19 protein-coding genes and 1 tRNA gene are annotated in these 17,306 nt (G+C 56.2%); 9 read left to right on the forward strand and 11 right to left on the reverse strand.

Going from position 1 to position 17,306, the window contains the following annotated elements:
• Nucleotide 1: 1 nt before the first annotated feature.
• The 5 genes from QVZ43_RS10005 (at nucleotide 2) to QVZ43_RS10025 (ending at nucleotide 3,878) form a co-directional block, all read left to right on the forward strand.
• Nucleotides 2-1,189 carry an MFS transporter gene (locus QVZ43_RS10005; RefSeq protein WP_302909821.1) on the forward strand — a complete coding sequence of 396 codons (1,188 nt, stop codon included), beginning with the start codon at nucleotides 2-4 and terminating at the stop codon, nucleotides 1,187-1,189.
• Nucleotides 1,190-1,199: 10 nt separating this feature from the next.
• Complete coding sequence (locus QVZ43_RS10010; protein ID WP_302909822.1) at nucleotides 1,200-1,817, forward strand: flavin reductase family protein; 618 nt, start codon at nucleotides 1,200-1,202, stop codon at nucleotides 1,815-1,817.
• A gap of 18 nt (nucleotides 1,818-1,835) precedes the next feature.
• The gene (locus QVZ43_RS10015; RefSeq protein ID WP_302909823.1) at nucleotides 1,836-2,735 is read left to right on the forward strand and encodes a LysR family transcriptional regulator; all 900 of its coding nucleotides are present in this window, start codon (nucleotides 1,836-1,838) and stop codon (nucleotides 2,733-2,735) included.
• Between the two features lie 109 nt (nucleotides 2,736-2,844).
• Nucleotides 2,845-3,216 carry a DUF7352 domain-containing protein gene (locus tag QVZ43_RS10020; RefSeq protein WP_223795590.1) on the forward strand — a complete coding sequence of 124 codons (372 nt, stop codon included), beginning with the start codon at nucleotides 2,845-2,847 and terminating at the stop codon, nucleotides 3,214-3,216.
• 131 nt (nucleotides 3,217-3,347) lie between these two features.
• Nucleotides 3,348-3,878 (forward strand): lipocalin family protein, encoded by a 531-nt coding sequence (locus QVZ43_RS10025; RefSeq protein ID WP_302909824.1) that lies wholly within the window; start codon nucleotides 3,348-3,350, stop codon nucleotides 3,876-3,878.
• Between the two features lie 12 nt (nucleotides 3,879-3,890).
• Here QVZ43_RS10025 and QVZ43_RS10030 read toward each other — a convergent pair whose 3' ends face one another.
• Both QVZ43_RS10030 and QVZ43_RS10035 read right to left on the reverse strand, forming a co-directional pair.
• A complete protein-coding gene (locus QVZ43_RS10030; RefSeq protein WP_302909825.1) occupies nucleotides 3,891-4,541 on the reverse strand; it encodes a cupin domain-containing protein in 651 nt (216 codons plus the stop codon).
• Nucleotides 4,542-4,580: 39 nt separating this feature from the next.
• Nucleotides 4,581-5,111 (reverse strand): isochorismatase family protein, encoded by a 531-nt coding sequence (locus QVZ43_RS10035; protein ID WP_302909826.1) that lies wholly within the window; start codon nucleotides 5,109-5,111, stop codon nucleotides 4,581-4,583.
• A gap of 4 nt (nucleotides 5,112-5,115) precedes the next feature.
• On the opposite strand from QVZ43_RS10035, the gene QVZ43_RS10040 reads away from it, so the two are divergent.
• Nucleotides 5,116-5,439, forward strand: coding sequence for a DUF2905 domain-containing protein (locus QVZ43_RS10040; RefSeq protein ID WP_302910645.1), 324 nt, complete (start codon nucleotides 5,116-5,118; stop codon nucleotides 5,437-5,439).
• 51 nt (nucleotides 5,440-5,490) lie between these two features.
• A tRNA-Ser gene (locus QVZ43_RS10045) sits at nucleotides 5,491-5,581 on the forward strand.
• 112 nt (nucleotides 5,582-5,693) lie between these two features.
• Here the strand turns inward: QVZ43_RS10045 and QVZ43_RS10050 are convergent.
• The 4 genes from QVZ43_RS10050 to QVZ43_RS10065 form a co-directional block, all read right to left on the reverse strand.
• Nucleotides 5,694-6,701 (reverse strand): Ldh family oxidoreductase, encoded by a 1,008-nt coding sequence (locus tag QVZ43_RS10050; RefSeq protein ID WP_302909827.1) that lies wholly within the window; start codon nucleotides 6,699-6,701, stop codon nucleotides 5,694-5,696.
• Complete coding sequence (locus tag QVZ43_RS10055; protein WP_302909828.1) at nucleotides 6,701-7,921, reverse strand: carboxylate--amine ligase; 1,221 nt, start codon at nucleotides 7,919-7,921, stop codon at nucleotides 6,701-6,703. The genes QVZ43_RS10050 and QVZ43_RS10055 overlap by 1 nt, the downstream gene beginning before the upstream one ends.
• A gap of 5 nt (nucleotides 7,922-7,926) precedes the next feature.
• Nucleotides 7,927-8,634 carry an RraA family protein gene (locus tag QVZ43_RS10060; protein WP_302909829.1) on the reverse strand — a complete coding sequence of 236 codons (708 nt, stop codon included), beginning with the start codon at nucleotides 8,632-8,634 and terminating at the stop codon, nucleotides 7,927-7,929.
• 198 nt (nucleotides 8,635-8,832) lie between these two features.
• Entirely contained in the window at nucleotides 8,833-9,111 is a 279-nt protein-coding gene (locus QVZ43_RS10065) for an acylphosphatase (RefSeq protein ID WP_302909830.1), read from the reverse strand.
• Between the two features lie 83 nt (nucleotides 9,112-9,194).
• Here QVZ43_RS10065 and QVZ43_RS10070 point away from each other — a divergent pair, with 83 nt between their 5' ends.
• Entirely contained in the window at nucleotides 9,195-9,959 is a 765-nt protein-coding gene (locus tag QVZ43_RS10070; RefSeq protein ID WP_302909831.1) for a fructosamine kinase family protein, read from the forward strand.
• On the opposite strand, the gene QVZ43_RS10075 is transcribed toward QVZ43_RS10070, so the two are convergent.
• The 5 genes from QVZ43_RS10075 to QVZ43_RS10095 all read right to left on the reverse strand — a co-directional run bounded on the left by QVZ43_RS10075 (nucleotide 9,956) and on the right by QVZ43_RS10095 (nucleotide 16,777).
• Nucleotides 9,956-10,903, reverse strand: a complete 948-nt coding sequence (locus QVZ43_RS10075; protein WP_302909832.1) for an AEC family transporter — start codon at nucleotides 10,901-10,903, stop codon at nucleotides 9,956-9,958. The genes QVZ43_RS10070 and QVZ43_RS10075 overlap by 4 nt on opposite strands.
• Nucleotides 10,904-11,028: 125 nt before the next feature.
• Complete coding sequence (locus QVZ43_RS10080) at nucleotides 11,029-13,371, reverse strand: xanthine dehydrogenase family protein molybdopterin-binding subunit (protein WP_302909833.1); 2,343 nt, start codon at nucleotides 13,369-13,371, stop codon at nucleotides 11,029-11,031.
• Nucleotides 13,368-13,829, reverse strand: a complete 462-nt coding sequence (locus QVZ43_RS10085; protein WP_302909834.1) for a (2Fe-2S)-binding protein — start codon at nucleotides 13,827-13,829, stop codon at nucleotides 13,368-13,370. The genes QVZ43_RS10080 and QVZ43_RS10085 overlap by 4 nt, the downstream gene beginning before the upstream one ends.
• A gap of 153 nt (nucleotides 13,830-13,982) precedes the next feature.
• A complete protein-coding gene (locus QVZ43_RS10090; RefSeq protein ID WP_302909835.1) occupies nucleotides 13,983-16,319 on the reverse strand; it encodes a xanthine dehydrogenase family protein molybdopterin-binding subunit in 2,337 nt (778 codons plus the stop codon).
• Between the two features lie 17 nt (nucleotides 16,320-16,336).
• A complete protein-coding gene (locus QVZ43_RS10095) occupies nucleotides 16,337-16,777 on the reverse strand; it encodes a (2Fe-2S)-binding protein (RefSeq protein WP_302910646.1) in 441 nt (146 codons plus the stop codon).
• 186 nt (nucleotides 16,778-16,963) lie between these two features.
• Between QVZ43_RS10095 and QVZ43_RS10100 the strand changes: the two genes are divergently transcribed.
• Nucleotides 16,964-17,293 carry a DUF1330 domain-containing protein gene (locus QVZ43_RS10100; protein WP_302909836.1) on the forward strand — a complete coding sequence of 110 codons (330 nt, stop codon included), beginning with the start codon at nucleotides 16,964-16,966 and terminating at the stop codon, nucleotides 17,291-17,293.
• Nucleotides 17,294-17,306 lie beyond the last annotated feature (13 nt).

Below are 17,306 nucleotides of genomic sequence, written 5' to 3' on the forward strand. Positions count from 1 at the left end.
TATGCCTCTGAATGTCTGGGTGCTCATCGTCAGTCAGGCGCTGGCCATGTGCATGGCGCCGTTCATCGTCTTCATCGGCAGTATCCAGGGACGTTTGCTCACGACACATCCTGAACTTGCTACGCTGCCGGTAGGGCTGGTGGTGGTTGGAACTGTGCTTGCTGTTAAGCCTTCGGCGGCGCTGGCGGAGCGATTGGGGCGCAAACAGGTCATGCTGCTGGGGACCCTTTGTGGCTCATCGTTCGCCGGTATCGGAGCGTTGGCTTCGTGGCTCTCGAGCTTTCCATTGCTGTGTATTGCCGCAATTGGTGGCGGCTCCGCCCTGGCGGTGGTACACCAGTATCGCTTTGCTGCGATGGAATCGGTGCCGTCGGAGTTGGCAGGAACGGCAGCCGCAAGGGTGCTGCTCGGCGGATTGGTTGCCGCCTGGTTAGGGCCCGAGATTGCCGCGTTGGGCAGTGGTCAGGGCGAGGCTTATCCCTTCCTGTTTAGCTGGGTCGGTCTGGCGGCAGTTCAACTGGTTGCCGCGTTGGTTCTGGCGCTGGGTTACCGTTCGGCGAGCGAGCGCGTAAGGTCCCAACAGTCGGGAGGCGGGCGCCCGCTGTCTGAAATTCTTCGAAATCCAGTGATCCTGGTTGCGATAAGTTCGGCCGCGGTTGGCTACGCTGTGATGAGTTTTATCATGACGGCAACGCCCTTGAGCATGACCGAGCTCGCTGATCATGACCTGAATGATGCCAAGCAGGTCATCCAGCTTCATATCATGGCTATGTATCTGCCGTCACTGATCAGCGGTTGGCTTATCCGCACCATTGGAATACCCGTTCTGATGGTGACCGGCCTTTTACTGTACCTGGCGTGCATCGGATTGGCCCTCGGCGGAGTGAGCTTTCATCACTATCTCGGGGCTTTGCTGATGTTGGGCGTTGGCTGGAACTTTCTGTTTGTGGGGGGAACTTCGCTTCTACCAGAGGGTTACCGTGACGAAGAGCGGTTCCGGGTACAGGGGCTCAATGATATGGTCGTTTTCAGTGCCCAGGCCTCGGCGGCCTTGTCCGCCGGGGCGGTCCTGAGCTGGGCGGGATGGGGCGGCCTCGTGGTTACGGCCATCCCGCTGTTGGTTCTGCATGGGGCCCTGTTGGCAACCTGGTGGATCAGCACCCGTTCAGCGGTACGTTCGCACGATTGAGGAGAAATCGATGTACATTGATTTTGAAGGAATGAAGCCAGCGGACATCTATCACGCGTTAACCCAGACCGCGATTCCCCGGCCCATCGCATGGGTGTTGAGCGAGAACCCGGACGGCGATTTCAACCTGGCGCCGTTTTCCTTTTTCACGCCGATTACCAGCAATCCACCGCTGGTGATGATTTCGGTGGGTCGCAAGCCGACCGATCAGTCGTTTAAAGATACCCGCGTCAATATCGAATCCCGCAAAGAGTTTGTGCTGCATATTGCCCACCGCGGTCTTGCTCAGGCGGTCACAGAATCGTCCCGCACCCTGCCGCATGGAGAGTCGGAGCTGAGCAATCTGGAGTTGGAATTGACAGACTTCGAAGGCTTTCGCCTGCCGAGACTTCGGGATTGCCCGGTTGCTATGGCGTGTGAGCTTTATGAGATCAAGGAAATCGGGGCTGGGCCGCAAAGCCTGGTATTTGGCCTGGTGAAGAAGGTATTCGTTGCAGATCAGGCTGTGCAGACCGATGAAAAGGAACGCACCGTGTTTGATGCGGCCTCGATAGACCCGCTCGGCCGCCTGGGTGGAAGTGAATACGTGACCTTTGGTGAGGTTATTAAGATTCCTCGCCCGTCCTGAACATGAACAGGAAGTGAAATGGACCAACTGAATCTCAGGCATCTGTATTACTTCTGGATGATTAGTCGGGAAGGCACCATTGCGAGAGCCAGTGAAGTGCTGGATCTGGCGCCGCAGACCTTGAGTGGTCAACTGGCGACCTTTGAGACAGCGCTCGGGGGGATGCTGTTTGAGCGTGAGAGACGACGCCTACACCTGACCGATCTTGGTCGCACAGTCTTGGGTTACGCCGATGAGATTTTTGCTTTAACGAGTGAACTCAATGATGTGGTTCGGCTTGCGCCGGCCGAACGACCGCTTTCACTTTCCGCCGGAGTTTCGGCCTCCATCCACAAACTGATTGCCTACAACCTGTTGCAGCCAGCGATGAAGCTGAAAAGACCGGTGCACCTGAATTGCCTCACGGGAAACACCGAGGACCTTATTCTTCGCCTGAAGCGAAAGGAATTGGACGTGGTGCTGACAGATTGGGTGCCCCAGGAGGAAGATCAGCGTGGCTTTGCCGTTCATTCTCTCGCTGGTTCCGCGATCAGCCTGTTCGCATCGCCTGGTCTGGCTGAGCCATTGATGGATGGATTCCCAGAATCCCTGAATGGGGCACCGATGCTGGCCACGACGGCTGACGCTCCATATTTCAAAAACCTCATGCATTGGTTTTCCGTCAATGGTGTAAAGCCAGAAATCGTCGCACGGGTCGACGACAGTGCGCTCGTCAAAGTATTCGGCAGCCAGGGCCTTGGGGTATTTGCCGCACCCACGGCGATTCGGGGTGAGGTCTGTCGCCAGTACCGGGTGGAAGAAATCGCTTCTATTGATGATGTGAACGAAGCGCTCTTTGCCTTCACACGCAGTAAGCACCCGGCCCATGATGGCGTTCGTGCTATTTGTGAAAACAGCGTCTGGTTTGGTTCCGAATAGGTATGCATCGAAAAAAGCGATCAAGTGGGATTGATAAACCTTATTTAGTCGACCTTTGATCGAGGTGAAGATGGAATCGTGTGAAGGCGTTTAACAAGGAGCAGCGGTCATGAAAACCATTCATAAATTCCGTCTTGAAGCTGGCAAGGAACCTGTCACCCTTTCGCTTTGTGAAGGCAGCAGGGTGGTTCGCAGTGAGTACATTGTTTCGGACAAGGCGGTGTACATCTGGGTAGAACAGCCGCTGAAGGCCAGCGCCCGTCTGACAGATCGGCGGTTCAGAGTGGCATTCTCGGGCGAACCGGTCCCGGACAGTTATCAATATGTCGACACTGCTCTCGACCCTTTCGGGCCGGAGGCGTACCACGTGTTTGAGGTGCCCCGGGCCGAGCACCCCTGGAGCGATGTGAAGACGGACGACAGCGTGACGCACTCACTGGGCAAAGGTGAAGGGTGGCGCTCAACGGTCGGGTTGTCCTGAAGAGGGTTGCTGAACAAACGGGCCTTTTGGCCCGTTTTTCTTTGTGTTTTCGGCAGCAGGGATCTACAACTCCAGAACGTGTCGGCCATGGAACCGGCCTGCCATCCATTAGCCCGGATAAGGTAGATATCGTGAAATCAATACCAGTACTGACCCTGCCCGCCGTTCTTCTGCTCTCCGCCTGTACGGGGTTGCCGGAGGGAATCGATCCTGTTTCCGGCCTCGAAAAGGAACGGTACCTGGGAACCTGGTATGAAATCGCTCGCCTCGACCATTCCTTCGAAGAGGGCCTGAGCCGGGTGACAGCCGACTATCGCCTTAACGACGACGGCACGATCAAAGTCGTTAACCGGGGTTACGATTCGGAAGACGGGGAGTGGTCAGAAGCGGAAGGCAGGGCCCGATTCGCGGATGATGACCGCGGGCACCTGGAAGTGTCGTTTTTCGGCCCCTTTTACAGCTCCTATGTAATATTCGAGCTGGATACGGAGGCTTATCAGTTCGCCTATGTGTCTGGCTACAACCGGGACTATCTCTGGTTTCTGTCCAGAACACCTGAAGTCACTGAAAACGAGCTTGAGCGTTTCCGTAATCGGGCGAGGGAGGAAGGCTTTGATCTGGACGACCTGATCATCGTTGATCACAGCCCGCTGCCCCAGTAACTCGAGCCGGTGCTAGACCGGAAGGTGGCCGGTTTTTACCCAGATAACCGTTTCCTGATCAACGAATGGGTGGTGCTGGCTCAGGTGGGGGCTGCGAATCCAGGTGCCAGCCGGATAACGGCCATGTTCGTCGCAGAACTCACCGTTCAGCACAAAAATTTCTTCGCCACCGAAATGGCGGTGGGGTTGGAACACTTCGTTGGCGGGCCATTTCACCAAGGCCACATGTTCGTGTTCGAACTCGTGCAAGGGCATCACCTGAAGTCCGCCAATGCCTGGTAACCATGAAGCCTTGTTTGTGTCGATCCGCACGGCTGAGGTGTCTCGGTGATCAAACTGATGCAGTTTCACCAGTAGTGTGCAGCCTTCCTTGCTGAAGGGGGCGTGGCCGCTTCCGGGGGGATTCCTGATGTAGGTTCCGGCGGGATAGTCACCGTTTTCATCGGAAAATACACCCTCCAGGACCAGAATCTCTTCCCCTTGAGGGTGCTCGTGTCTCTGAAAACTGGCGCCTGGTTCATAGCGAACGATGCTGGTTGCGTGTCCGCGCTCGGCTTCTTCCCGGGCCAGCGGCTTTCTCACGACACCGCCCGCCGGACTTGAAACCCAATCCTGCTTGCTGGTATCGATCACGATCCTTTCGGAGAAATCCATGTTGAGCATAATGAGCCTTTGATTCTACTGCGGTAGTTTCCGTTGCCCTTATTTGATCAGTTTTTGGATGTCCCTGAAACGGGGGTGTCGGCAATTCCGCATCCATTCAAAGGCGGCCATCTCTACCGTTACAATCCGCGCGCCGCTTTGATGCAGGCGATCAAGCGCAACGTCACGATCAAATTCGTTCCTGGAACCGGTGGCATCGGCAACCACCCAGACCTTGAATCCGGCATCCAGCAGGCTGAGCGCCGTTTGCAGCATGCAAACGTGGGTTTCGCAGCCGCCGATAACCACGTGTTGGCGGCCCTCGGGCAGGTATTCGACCAGCCCATCCGGGCAGGCGTCAAAGTGGTCCTTGTTCACGACCTGCTGGCAAAGTTCCCGTATGGGTTCCACATTGGGGCCCAGTTTTTCCGGCATCTGTTCGGTACAGATTGTTGGCACGTCAAGCAGGCCTGCAATGGTCGCGAGCGTGAGGGAGCGGTCAATGACGCCATCGCCCTGACTGATGGCAGGCATCAGCTTTTCCTGAAGATCAATGAGCACGAGCGTGGATTGATCGGCTTTCATCAGCATGGGTATGCTCCTGAAAATTGGTCACTGCAGGCGTCGAAGGTGTCTCTTGGCCTGCTGGTTTATTGTTGCTGGCATACTACTGATCCTGGCAGGAGCCGTCCTTCATTTTGTACCTTCTTTGCTGGGTTGGTTCGGAAAGCTCCCCGGTGACATCAATGTACGTTCGGAAAACGAGCGTGTATTTGTCCGCATTACTTCGATGGTCGTATTCAGTGTTTTGTTCACCGTTTTCTCAATTTGTTTAATCGGTGAGCAGAATCCGGGCCAGTTGAAAAAGTTTTTACGGAATTTGCGAAAGGGAGTTGCCAAACCGTCGCAAAAACATTAAAGTTTGCGCCCTCAAATGAGCGGTGACACCGCTGATTTGAAACAGTTTATTGGAGAGGTGGCCGAGTGGCTGAAGGCGCACGCCTGGAAAGTGTGTATACGTTAATAGCGTATCGAGGGTTCGAATCCCTCCCTCTCCGCCAATACAAAAACCCCGTCAGAAATGACGGGGTTTTTTTATTGCCCAAACGAGAGGCAGGGGCACATTTCCGAACAAAACAGCTTCATCTCACAACCATTGACTATGGCCACCCATTACCACGGCAAGGGAAGTGAATGCTCTTCGGCTATCGTCGATAACTGGTCCAAAAGCCACGGCTCCAACTCAATACCTTGTTCCGTCAGGGCCCCATAGGTTTGCCATCGAAGCTCGCCGGGGACTCGCCCACCGGCCTGATGAATCTCACCAATCACTCCTTCAAGACGTGCATAAAAGCAATCGAGGCTCATCAATCTTTCGATATGGATAGCCATCATCAAATGGCCGTTTCCGGCAGGGCCAGACATGTCGTTATGCATCGAACGCAGTTCGTGAGTGATTCCGGCGCCTGTGATCAGGGCGCTCAGTAATTCCACCGCAAAGCCAAGAGCAAAACCTTTGCCGCCCGCCATGGGGTTGGTGCCACCCGGTGGAAAAGGATCAGGCTGCAGGGTGCTTCCACGATTTCCTTTTCCTCCACTGTGTTGGGCTGCCTGTTCTGCCTTGGTCATAGTTGAGCCGGCTGTGGCTGCCGTGGCCATATCAATCAAAACATGCCGGCCATTCTGTCGTGGACAGCCAATAGCAAGGGGATTGGTGCCCCATACTTTCCCGGTTCCGCCGGGAGGCACCACCCTGGGAATGGAGTTACTGAAACACAGCCCCACCATCTGTCGCTCGGCGGCTTGAAAAACATAATAACCCGCAGCACCAAGATGGCTGCTGTTCGCCACAGCCACGCACCCAATGCCCTGGGAAGCAGCCAGGTCGATAGCTTTATCCATGGCTTGTGTGGCGACCACATAGCCAAGGCCTGCCTGACCATCGACCCTGCACAAAGACGGCCCCACTTCCTCGAATTCGAGCGACACAGGCGTAGTATGTAACCCGTTCTGCAGTCGCTCCACCATCATGGGCAACCGCCAGACTCCCTGCGTATCCCGGCCCATGGCGTCGCTCCAGACCATGATATCAGCCTGCGTTTCAGCTTCTTGCCAATCGGCACCGGCGGTCACCAGGGCATCGACAATAAAGCTACGTAGGGCGCGGGTGGATACTGTCATTAACGAGCGGGCCTGCTGGTAAAAATTTTAGAAAAACGGGGCATTACGTTCTTTTTGAACATAAACAGGAAGGGCGGAAGATCGATCCAGGACCAGTAGGGAAACACTTTGGGATGTTGCCAGCTACGAAACCATTCAAAAAACGTTATCTCACCGGATTTTCTCAGGTCCCTGTACGCATCAAAATCATCATCCCAGTACCAGTAATACAAGTGCTCACGGTACCCCTCAATCTCCTGGCATTCCTGCCCCGTCCGGTGTCGGTAGATTAACTCGGCAATGTCGACGCCGCTTTGAAGGACGTGTTCCTGAGCGGCGGTGAACCGGGCGTTGCACTCGATGATTTTCAGTTTGCCGTCACGGGGATCCCGCTTGAACTCGACATTACCCAGCCCTTTGAAATTGATACCCCGGAAAAAGCGCTGGCCGGCTTCAGCCGTTTCAGGTAACCACTGGGTTGCATGCAGGGAGCCCCGGCCAAAGTTTTTGGGTGAACGTCTGATGATTCGCTTGGTGAAGGCAAAGTACTCTTTCGAGTCGTCGTCAATATAAGTGTAATAACTGCTCAGCAAGCTATCGGGGCCCGGAATGTGCTCGCACAACATGAAGGCGATGCCGGCAGAGAGAACTCGTTCAGCCTGCCTGAACAGCTCTTTTGGTCCATTCACAAGAAGAAGTTTTACGCGAAACTCTGATTCGAATTTATGGGAGTGTATGGGTTTGATCAGCACTGGAAAGGTAATCGAAGTAATGTGCCGCTCAATATCCGAGATTGTTTCGATGTGCCAGTAGGCGGGAATGTCGCAGCCGGCTTCCTTGGCCATAGCCAGTGTTGTTTGCTTATCCAGCAGAGAGTTGTGGAGCTCGGGCGGCGTAATCTCCAGTTCAAACCGATTTTTTAACTCATTCTGAAAGTGAGCGACAAACGTGATGGCTCGGTCGCTGCAGGTGAAAACAAGGGCGTTCGACAGCTCCGTGGGAATGTGACTCTCAAGCAATTGCTGCTGATAAAAATCTTCCTCAATCGTTCCCTCGGGGACAACCCAGCTTTTTCTGCAGTATCGTGAATAGTGCGCTGCGCAGTTTTTCGGCGCCATCACATAGACAGGAACCCCTTTTTTCCCGAGGCTTCTCGTCACCGACAGGGTGTTTTCCCGGCCACCGAGCAACAGTAGTGGCTTGTTGGTTCGCAGCGCAGGTAACGCCGACACGTTTCTCACAACTGTTACTCCCTTAGACAGTTGCTGCTGTCGAGGACCTGGTCGACCCACTCATTGTTAAATTCACCACGTCGGACACTGGCCTCGTATTCTGCACGCTGTTCCCTGGAGTGCTCCAGATGGGCGAGCAGGTCGCCTGCGAATTCTTGCCGGACAATAACAACACCGGCCATGTCGGCGACCACAATATCCCCTGGATTGACAACAATGCCGCCACAGCTGATCGCGTAATTGACTTCACCGGGGCCTCTCTGGAGAGGGCCAATGGGTGAGATGCCCTTGCCGAACACAGGCAGCCCGACTTCTTTTAATCCCTTGATGTCTCGAACCAGGCCGTCGACAACGACGCCGGCCGCACCTCTGTGTTTTGCCTTGGAGGCAATCAAATCGCCAATGACTGCATTGCTGTCGGAACCGCCAGCGTCGATCACTAACACATCTCCGGGCTGAATGAGATCCAGTGCCTTGTGCAGCATCAGGTTGTCACCCGGGAACACCTTGATCGTTATGGCTGGCCCGGCAAAGCCAAGGTCGTTGACCAGATTGTGAATGTCATGAGACAGGGTATACAGGCGATTGAGTTGGTCGGAAATATCGGCCGTTTCAAACTCACCCAACTTCTGGCTGATATCTGGCCGTGGACGGGATGGATATTCACGAATGCGAAATCCGGGACCCAGGTGCATCGCTGCTGAGGCTGGCTTCTCCGTCATGATAAATCCCTTTACCTAATGCTTCCTTCCTATACCGTTTTAAGTGTAGCAGGGATAAACATTTCCACTCGGGTTATAAGCGTCAGGAGAGGGCCAGGGGCGGCCGGGAACAAAAAGAGGAGTTCGTTTTTGAGGACGGATGGAGTTCGGGGCAAGCGACTTCGATGCGCGTTTCATGCATTGTCGAAGCCTGTTCAACTAATGCCGGATTCCAAAGCCAGAAAACTCCCCGGTTGCGGCCAGCTTGTCAATTTCTATGTCGTCGACTCTTGCCGCTGGCGGACCTTGCTCGCACCACTCACGCAGCTTTGTAAGTTGCTCCTCGGTACCTTCTGCAACGACTTCAACCCGGCCATCTGGCAGATTCCGGGCGAAACCGGAAACTCCAATCTTGTTTGCAGTGGACTCTGTCGAGGCACGGTAATAGACACCCTGAACTTTGCCCGAAATAATCAAGTGCCAGCGCTTGCGTGCCATAGTTTGTCCCTCCAGGCGGTGGATGTCAGTCTATAAAACGACTGTAGTTCGCTCAGGTTAGTGACTCAAGGAGGCAGGATGTAATGGCGGAGCGACACCTGAAGATTAATACCACCGGTTATGCGGATGCCTTGCTGTGCGAGGCGGAAGGACTGGAATGCCTTCGCTCGGCTCTCACACAGGCTGGCGTTTCGACGGTTCGGATTCCTGACGTCTTTTCAGTGAGTGAGAGAGGGCTTGAGATGTCGGAGATAAGTCCTTGTCCTGCAGAGGAACGCACACTGGTGCTTCTGGCCGAGGGATTAGCGTCGCTGCATAGTGTTAAGCAGTCCCGGTTCGGCTGGGAGAGTGATAACTACATTGGCTTGTCACCTCAGCCCAATGGTTGGCATGAAACCTGGGGGGAATTTTTCGTTGGTCGTCGTCTCAAGTATCAGGTGGATAAGATCCGGGATACCAATCTTAAGCGACGATTCAGCCATCGGCTTGCCGAATACGGTCCCGGGCTTGCGGACTGGCTGGATGCCCATTGCCCGTATCCCAGTCTGCTGCATGGTGATCTATGGAACGGTAATGTCCTGTTTGATGATGCCGGCGCCTGGCTGATTGATCCGGCGGTCTATCAAGGGGACCGTGAGGTGGACCTGGCCATGACGGAAATGTTCGGGGCCTTCGGAGAGGCGTTTTACCGTGCCTACGATCGGTGTTTGCCACGCACGGCTGTCTACGACCAGAAGCGGGCAATTTACAACCTGTACCATTACCTCAATCACTACAATCTGTTCGGACCCGGCTATCTGTCCGGATGTGAACGCGGGTTTGCCGCGATTGAGGAGCTAGGCGTCTAGATCACGCCGGCACTTCGAAGCGCAAATATCCCAAGGGTTACGGTTAAACTGGCCATCAGGGTCGTCAGGGCAATGATGTTGGCGGCGAGCTTTTCGTTGCCGCCAAGTGCCTTCACCATCACAAAGCTTGCGGCAGCGGTTGGACTGGCAAAGAAGGTAAACATCAGCCCGAGCTGCTCGCCACGGAAACCCAAAAGCCAGGCGGCACCGGTGCAGAGTACTGGCAAAATGATCATCTTCATCATGCTGCTGCTTGCGGCGGTAGCCGTATCCGCCCGGATGGAAGTGAGTGAAATGGTCGCACCCACACATAGCAAGGCCAGGGGCAGGGTAAGGGAAGCGAAGTAATCGCCGGAGGTCAGCACCCAGTTGGGTAGCTGCACCTCGAACCAGGCAAACGGGATGGCTACTACCACGGACAGGATGAGCGGATTTCTGGCGATATCCCGCAGGATCTTCTTCCAACTCGCGGACTGTCCCGGACGATAGGCGGTGAGTACGATCACCGAGAGAACGTTGTAAGCCACGATCACCAGTCCCAGCAGCAGGGCCCCGGCGGAGAGCCCGTAATCGCCGTAAAGGCTGGCGGCCAGAGCCAGGCCGACAATACCGCAGTTCCCGCGAAACGCACCCTGAACATACACGCCACGGTCTTCCGGCCGAACGCGCCAGAGCGCCCACAGCCAGGCAAACCCGAACCCGGCCAGGGTGGCAAGGGCGTAAAACAGCAGTAAGCCGGGGTTGAGGGTGGTCTGAAGGTCGGCCCGGATTATTCCGAGAAACACCAGTGTTGGCAGGGTTCCCTTGAACACCAGCCCGGAAGCCGTATTTACGAAGGCACCGTCAATCCATCCAATCCGGCGTAAGCCGATGCCAATGAATACCATCACGAACACGGGCAGGGTGGTTTCGAGGGTCTGAAGGAAAATGGTTGTCAGGTTCATGCCGGTGACAGGTGCGTGTGAATGGAGGTCAGCGACATAGTTTACAGCTCAGCTAGGTAGCAAGCTATCGTAAGAAAGAAAAAGCAGGGGCCTTGCTGGCCCCGTGTAGATCGACGAAACGTTTCTCAAGCCTTCAACTGATCTCCCACCGGCAAGCTTCGGATTCGCTTACCGGTTGCAGCATAGATGGCATTCACCAGGGCCGGCGCAACCGGTGGCAGGCCCGGCTCACCAACCCCGCCCATGGGTACATCGGGGTTATCAACCAGATGAACGCGCACTTCCCGGGGTGCTTCCGTCATTCGGGGGAGCAGATAGCGATCGAAGTTGGATTGTTGAGCCACGCCGTCCTGGAACGAGATTTCGTTCTGTAGCGCAATGCCAATCCCCATCACGCATGCCCCTTCCATTTGGGAACGAATCCGCTCGGGATTGGCCTGCGGCCCACAGTCGAAAGCGATATCCGCGCGATGAATAATCAGTTCGCCGGCGTCATCCACCTCGACATCGAAAACGACCGCTGTGTAGGACACAAAGCTGTGGTGGAACGCGAGCCCCATACCTCGACCCTTGGGCAGCTCTTTTCCCCAGCCGGCTTCGTTCGTTGCCCGCTCGATTGCCCCTCGCATTCTCCCGGTATTAATGGTGTAAATGTCCGGATCTTCGCCGTAGTTCCAGGTGTCACCCACCGAAGGATTGGGGATTTTTCGATCCTCTCCGAGCAGTTCAAGCAGATAGTCCCGGTGATCACGTCCTGCGGCTACTGAAAGCTCGTGGGCAAAGCTCTGGATAGCCCAGGCATGGGGCAGGTTGTACACGGCCCTGAACCAGCCGATACGAACGTGCGCAGAGGCCGGCGGATTCTCCAGCTGCAAGGCAGGGATATTGAATGGCGTGGTGTTCAGGCCCATGCCCAGCTCAAAATCGACCTTGTGTTCTGGATCGGGCGCGAACAGTGAGCTGATACTGGGGGAGAGGGAACGGTGCAGCCAGCCTATGGTCTTGCCATTCTCATCGAGACCGGCTTCCAGATGGTCTACCGACACGGTGTGGAAGTAACTGTGCTGAAGGTCGTCTTCCCGAGTCCACTGCAGGGTTACTGGCTGGCCTTCAAAGGTTTGGGCAATGCTTGCCGCTTCTATGGCAAAGTCTGGCTTGGACTTGCGGCCAAAACCGCCTCCGAGCAGGGTGACGTTCACGATGACGTTGGCCGGGTCGAAGCCGAGTCTTTCGGCAACGGTGTTGCGGGTGGCTTCGGGGTTCTGTACCGGAGCCCACACTTCGGCCCTGTCTTTCTCGATAAGAACGGTGGCGTTCGGGGGTTCCATGGGGGCCTGCGCCATGTGCGGCATGTAATAGGTCGCAGACACTTTCTGGGCAGCGGATTCCATAGCCTTGGCAAGGTCGCCTTCCTCCCGGATGACCTTGCCGGGAGATTGGGACCGTTTTTCGAGCGCCTCACGGTATGAGCCGGATGTGTAGGCACTGTTATCCTCGGCCGGGCCGTTGTCCCAGTCGATGCTCAGTGCTTCACGCCCTTTTATTGCAGCCCAGGTGTTGGTGGCTACCACAGCCACGCCACCGAGTGGCTTGAAAGCGGCCGGCTGGCCGGTGCCCTCAATGGACATGACCTTTTTCACGCCTGGCACCTTCAGTGCAGCGGCATCGTCAAAGTTCTTCAGCGTGGCGCCATAAACCGGGGGGCGGGCAATCACCGCGTAAAGGCGGTCACCCACGTCAACGTCTGCGCCGAATACGGCTTTTCCGGAAACAATATCCTCACCATCAATCGCCTTCGGAAAGGCGGATTTCAGCTCTCCGTTGATGATTCCCGTTTCCTTACCCAGGAATCTCAGATCGCCATCGGATTTCAGTTTCATGCTGGTGCGATCAGGTACTTCCAGTCCCCTGGCGGCTTCTGCCAGTTCACCGAAGCCGAGCGTACGGCCGGATGGTTCGTGGACGACCTCGTGAACACCGGTCTTGACCTCCTCGACTGGCACCTGCCACTGGTTTGCGGCGGACTGTTCGAGCATCTGGCGCGCAGCCGCAGCAGCTCGCCTCAGAGGACCGTACCAGTGCCGCATACTGCGGGAACCGTCGGTATTCTGGTTTCCGTAGCGGCTGTGATCGCCAACGGCTTGCTGCACTTTGACCTGATCCCAGTTGGCGCCCAGTTCGTCCGCCATGACCATTGCGACACTGGTGCGGATACCCTGGCCCATCTCGGAACGGTGATTGACAAGCGTAACGGTGCCGTCGGCATCAATCTGGATGAACACATTCGGATCGTCGGTCCAGCCTCCAGGCATGCCGGCTGCACCATATTTCTGTTCTTCCTCAGCGTTGGCGTGTGCCCAGTCCCACCGGGCGGCAAGGACCAGTGCGGATCCGCCGGCCAGCCCCAACATAAACCGGCGGCGGCTGACGTTGGCAAGGAGCACCGGGTCTTTGGTATCAACAGTCATGCCTGTTCCTCCCCGCCGGCTGCGCGTTCGATCGCCGCGAGAATGCGATTGTAGGTGCCGCAACGGCAAAGGTTGCCGGCCATGGCATTGATAATCTCGTCTTTACTGGGTGCGGAATTCTGCTTGAGGAGGGAGGTGGCGTTCATAATCTGGCCGCCCTGGCAGTATCCGCACTGGGCGACACCCAGGTCAAGCCACGCCTGCTGGACCCGTTTCCCAACCGGGTCCTGCTCCATGGCTTCAATGGTTGTGATTTCACCAGCCGCGGCGGAAACGGGAGTGGTGCAAGATCGGATCGCGGTGCCATCCATGTGAACGGTGCAGGCACCGCACTGGGCGATGCCACATCCGAATTTTGTTCCTTTTAACCCAACGACATCCCGGATTGCCCAGAGCAAGGGCATCTCATCGGGAACATCCAGTTCGTATTGCTCGCCATTGATGTTGAGGGTAACCATAGAGCTTCTCGACGGTTGAACGGTTAGCGGATTTGATCACCTTCAATGTAGTTGCGAGCCCGGCAAACGCCAATGACGGAAAACGTGAAGAACCAGCAAGAAAGGTCTACGGGAACGTAGGGTAGGGAACCGGGGTGGCGGGCCGAAAAAGGTTTACCCCTTGAGCTGATCTCCAACGGGCAGTCTTCGGATTCGCTTTCCGGTCGCGGCGTAGATCGCGTTAACCAGGGCCGGCGCAACGGGAGGTAAACCGGGTTCACCAACACCGCCCATGGGTTCATCCGGATTCTCCACCAGATGGATCCGGATCTCTCTGGGGGCGTCGTTCATCCTCGGTATCCGGTAGCGATCGAAATTGTCTTGCTGGGCGACGCCATTCTCGAAGCTGACTTCGTTAAAAAGCGCGACACCAATACCCATGATGCATGCGCCCTCCAGTTGCGACCGAATCCGCTCAGGATTGGCCTGGGGCCCGCAATCGAAGGCAATGTCAGCCCGGTGAATGGTCAATGAGCCTCCCTCGCTCACTTCAACATCAAACACGACCGCAGCGTAGGAGCCAAAGCTGTGATGGAAGGCGAGACCGAGCCCGCGTCCCCGGGGCATGTCTTTGCCCCAGCCCGACTCGGCTGCAACACGGTCAATCACGCCCCGAATGCGTCCGGTGTCGATGAAATAGATCGCGGGGTCTTCGTCGTAGTTGTAGGTGTCACCCACAGAACGGTTGGAGATTTTTCGGTCTTCCCCCAGCATCTCAAGGAGGAACGCCCTGTGGTCCTTGCCAGCGGCTATGGCCAGCTCATGGGCAAAGCTTTGAATAGCCCAGGCGTGGGGCAGGTTGTATACGGAGCGAATCCAGCCAATACGGACATGAGCGGGCGCGGGAGGGTTCTCAAGAAGAATGGCGGGGATATCGAAAGGAGTGGTGTTAAACCCCATGCCCTGTTCAACTTTGGACTTGTGCTCGAAATCCGCTTTCAACAGGGACATGGTGCTGGGCGACAATGAGCGGTGCAGCCACGCAGTCGCACGGCCACGCTCATCCAGGCCTGCTTCAAGGTGGTCCAGGGATACCGTCTGGTAGTAGCCGTGTTGCAGATCATCTTCCCGTGTCCACTGCAAGGTTACCGGCCGGCCCTCAAACCATTGGGCAATGGCAGCGGCTTCAATCGCAAAGTCCGGTTTTGCCTTGCGGCCAAACGCGCCCCCGAGCAGGGTAACGTTGACGGTCACATTGGTCACATCCAGCCCTAATCGTTCCGCCACCTTGGTGCGAGTGGCCTGTGGGTTCTGTGTGGGTGCCCAGATTTCCGCGTTCCCCTTCTGGACTCTAGCGGTGGCTACAGGGGGCTCCATCGGCGTCTGAGCCAGATGAGGCATGTAGTAGGTGGCTGAGATGCGTTGGCGGGCGCCTTCCATTGCCTTGCTGAAATTGCCTTCCTCCCGGATTACCTCTCCTGGAATCTGAGCACGCGCCTCAAGCATTTCCCGGTAGGCGGAGGACGTGTATGAGCGGTTGTCCTCCGCAGGGCCATAGTCCCAGTGTATCTTCAGGGCTTTCCGGCCCTGCATGGCAGCCCAGGTATTCGTCGCCACCACCGCTAGCCCGCCCAGAGGATTGAACGCCGCAGGCAATCCCGCGCCCTCGATCCGCACGACCTTCAGCACTCCGGGAACGTTCAGCGCGTCGCTTTCATGGAATCTTCCCAGCTCTGCTCCGTACACAGGAGGGCGAGCAATAACTGCGTACAGGGGGTTATCAAACGGGACATCGGCGCCGTAGACTGCAGTGCCTGAGACAATGCCCTCTCCATCAATGGCTTTGGGACGGGACGTTTCAAGCACGCCGTTGATCAGGCCGCTTTCCCTGCCAATAAAGCGAAGCTCGTGATCTTCCTTGAGAATCAGTGAGGCAGGATCGGGTACCTCCAGAGTGCGGGCGGCTTCTGCCAGCTCGCCGAACCCAAGTTTTCTCCCTGATTGTTCATGCCAGACCTCGTGGACACCGGTCTTTACCTCACTGAGGCGGACCTGCCACCGATCTGCTGCCGCCTGTTCAAGCATTTGTCGCGCGGCGGCGCCGGCCCGGCGTAATGGGTCGAACCATTGGCGCATGCTTCGGGAAGCTTCCGTGTACTGATTGCCGTAAACGCTGTGATCGCCCTCGGCCTGCTTAACCCTGACCCGATCCCAGTCAGCCCCGAGTTCATCCGCAATAACCATGGCATTGCTGGTACGAATTCCCTGGCCCATTTCGGAGCGGTGATTGACGACGGTGACTGTGCCATCGGGATCGATGTGAATGAACACGTTCGGGTTGTCGGTATAGCCACCGGGCATACCTTCGGCACCGTATTTCCGTTTTTCGGCGGTTTCAACCAGGTCCCATCGGGCGGCTATCACGAGCGCTGCTGCTCCAGCGAGGCCAGTGAAGAACCGTCGGCGGCTGACGTTGGCAATATGTAGCCGGTCCTTCGGCCCAGATTCCATTCGGTTTCCCCTTGTCCCTATGCCCGCTGGATCGCAGCAATGATTCGATTATAGGTACCACATCGGCACAGATTGCCCGACATGGCATGGATGATTTCATCCCTGCCAGGCACCGGGTTTTGCCTGAGGAGAGATACGGCATTCATGATCTGACCGCTCTGACAGAAGCCGCACTGCGGCACGCCAAGGTCAAGCCAGGCCTTCTGAAGCCGTTGCCCGATCGGGTCGCTTCCAATCGCTTCGATGGTGGTGATTTCGCCAATGGCACCAGATACTGGCGTTGTGCAGGAGCGGATGGCCACACCATCCAGATGCACTGTGCAGGCTCCACATTGTGCTTTTCCGCAGCCGAACTTGGTTCCTTTTAAGCCAATAACGTCCCGGATGACCCAGAGCAGGGGCATCTGATCGGGAACATCGAGCTGGTATTCCTTACCGTTGATGTTCAGGGAAGCCATGTTTTTTTGCTTTTTTAAGTTATTGGAAGCGGATGTTTGTAATTTCACTTTAGCTGTACTAACAGGAAACGCCAGCAATTCAACCGCCTGAGAGCCTGTAAGAAAGGTAATAAAAACGGTTTGTACCGCAGGGCCTTGGCTGGGCTATAGTGACAAGCCGTAAAACAAGAGAATAAGAGGAACCGGATGAGCGCCCTGAATGTCTGCCCCCAACCACTTCAGAAAGTGCTTGCGGAAACCCCGAAAGACCAGCCTGTTGTCATGCTCGACCTCAAGCGTTTTGCCGACGACAAACGTCGGAGTAGGTATCCCGAGCGTACGGCACCGCCTTCAGTCCAGACTGATATCCAGAAAGCCGCAGACTGTGTCAAAACGGTCGGTGCCGAGGTGGTTTGGTGGGGAAGTGGGTGTGAGGCTTTGATTGCGCCCCCTGACGATCCTTCGGATCAGGTAGTTCTGGTGCGCTATCCGTCGATTGCCGCTTATATGGCAATGATCGAACAGCCGGCGCTTTGATCGGCTTTGCCAA

This window comes from Marinobacter suaedae, assembly GCF_030519635.1.
GTDB lineage: Bacteria > Pseudomonadota > Gammaproteobacteria > Pseudomonadales > Oleiphilaceae > Marinobacter > Marinobacter suaedae.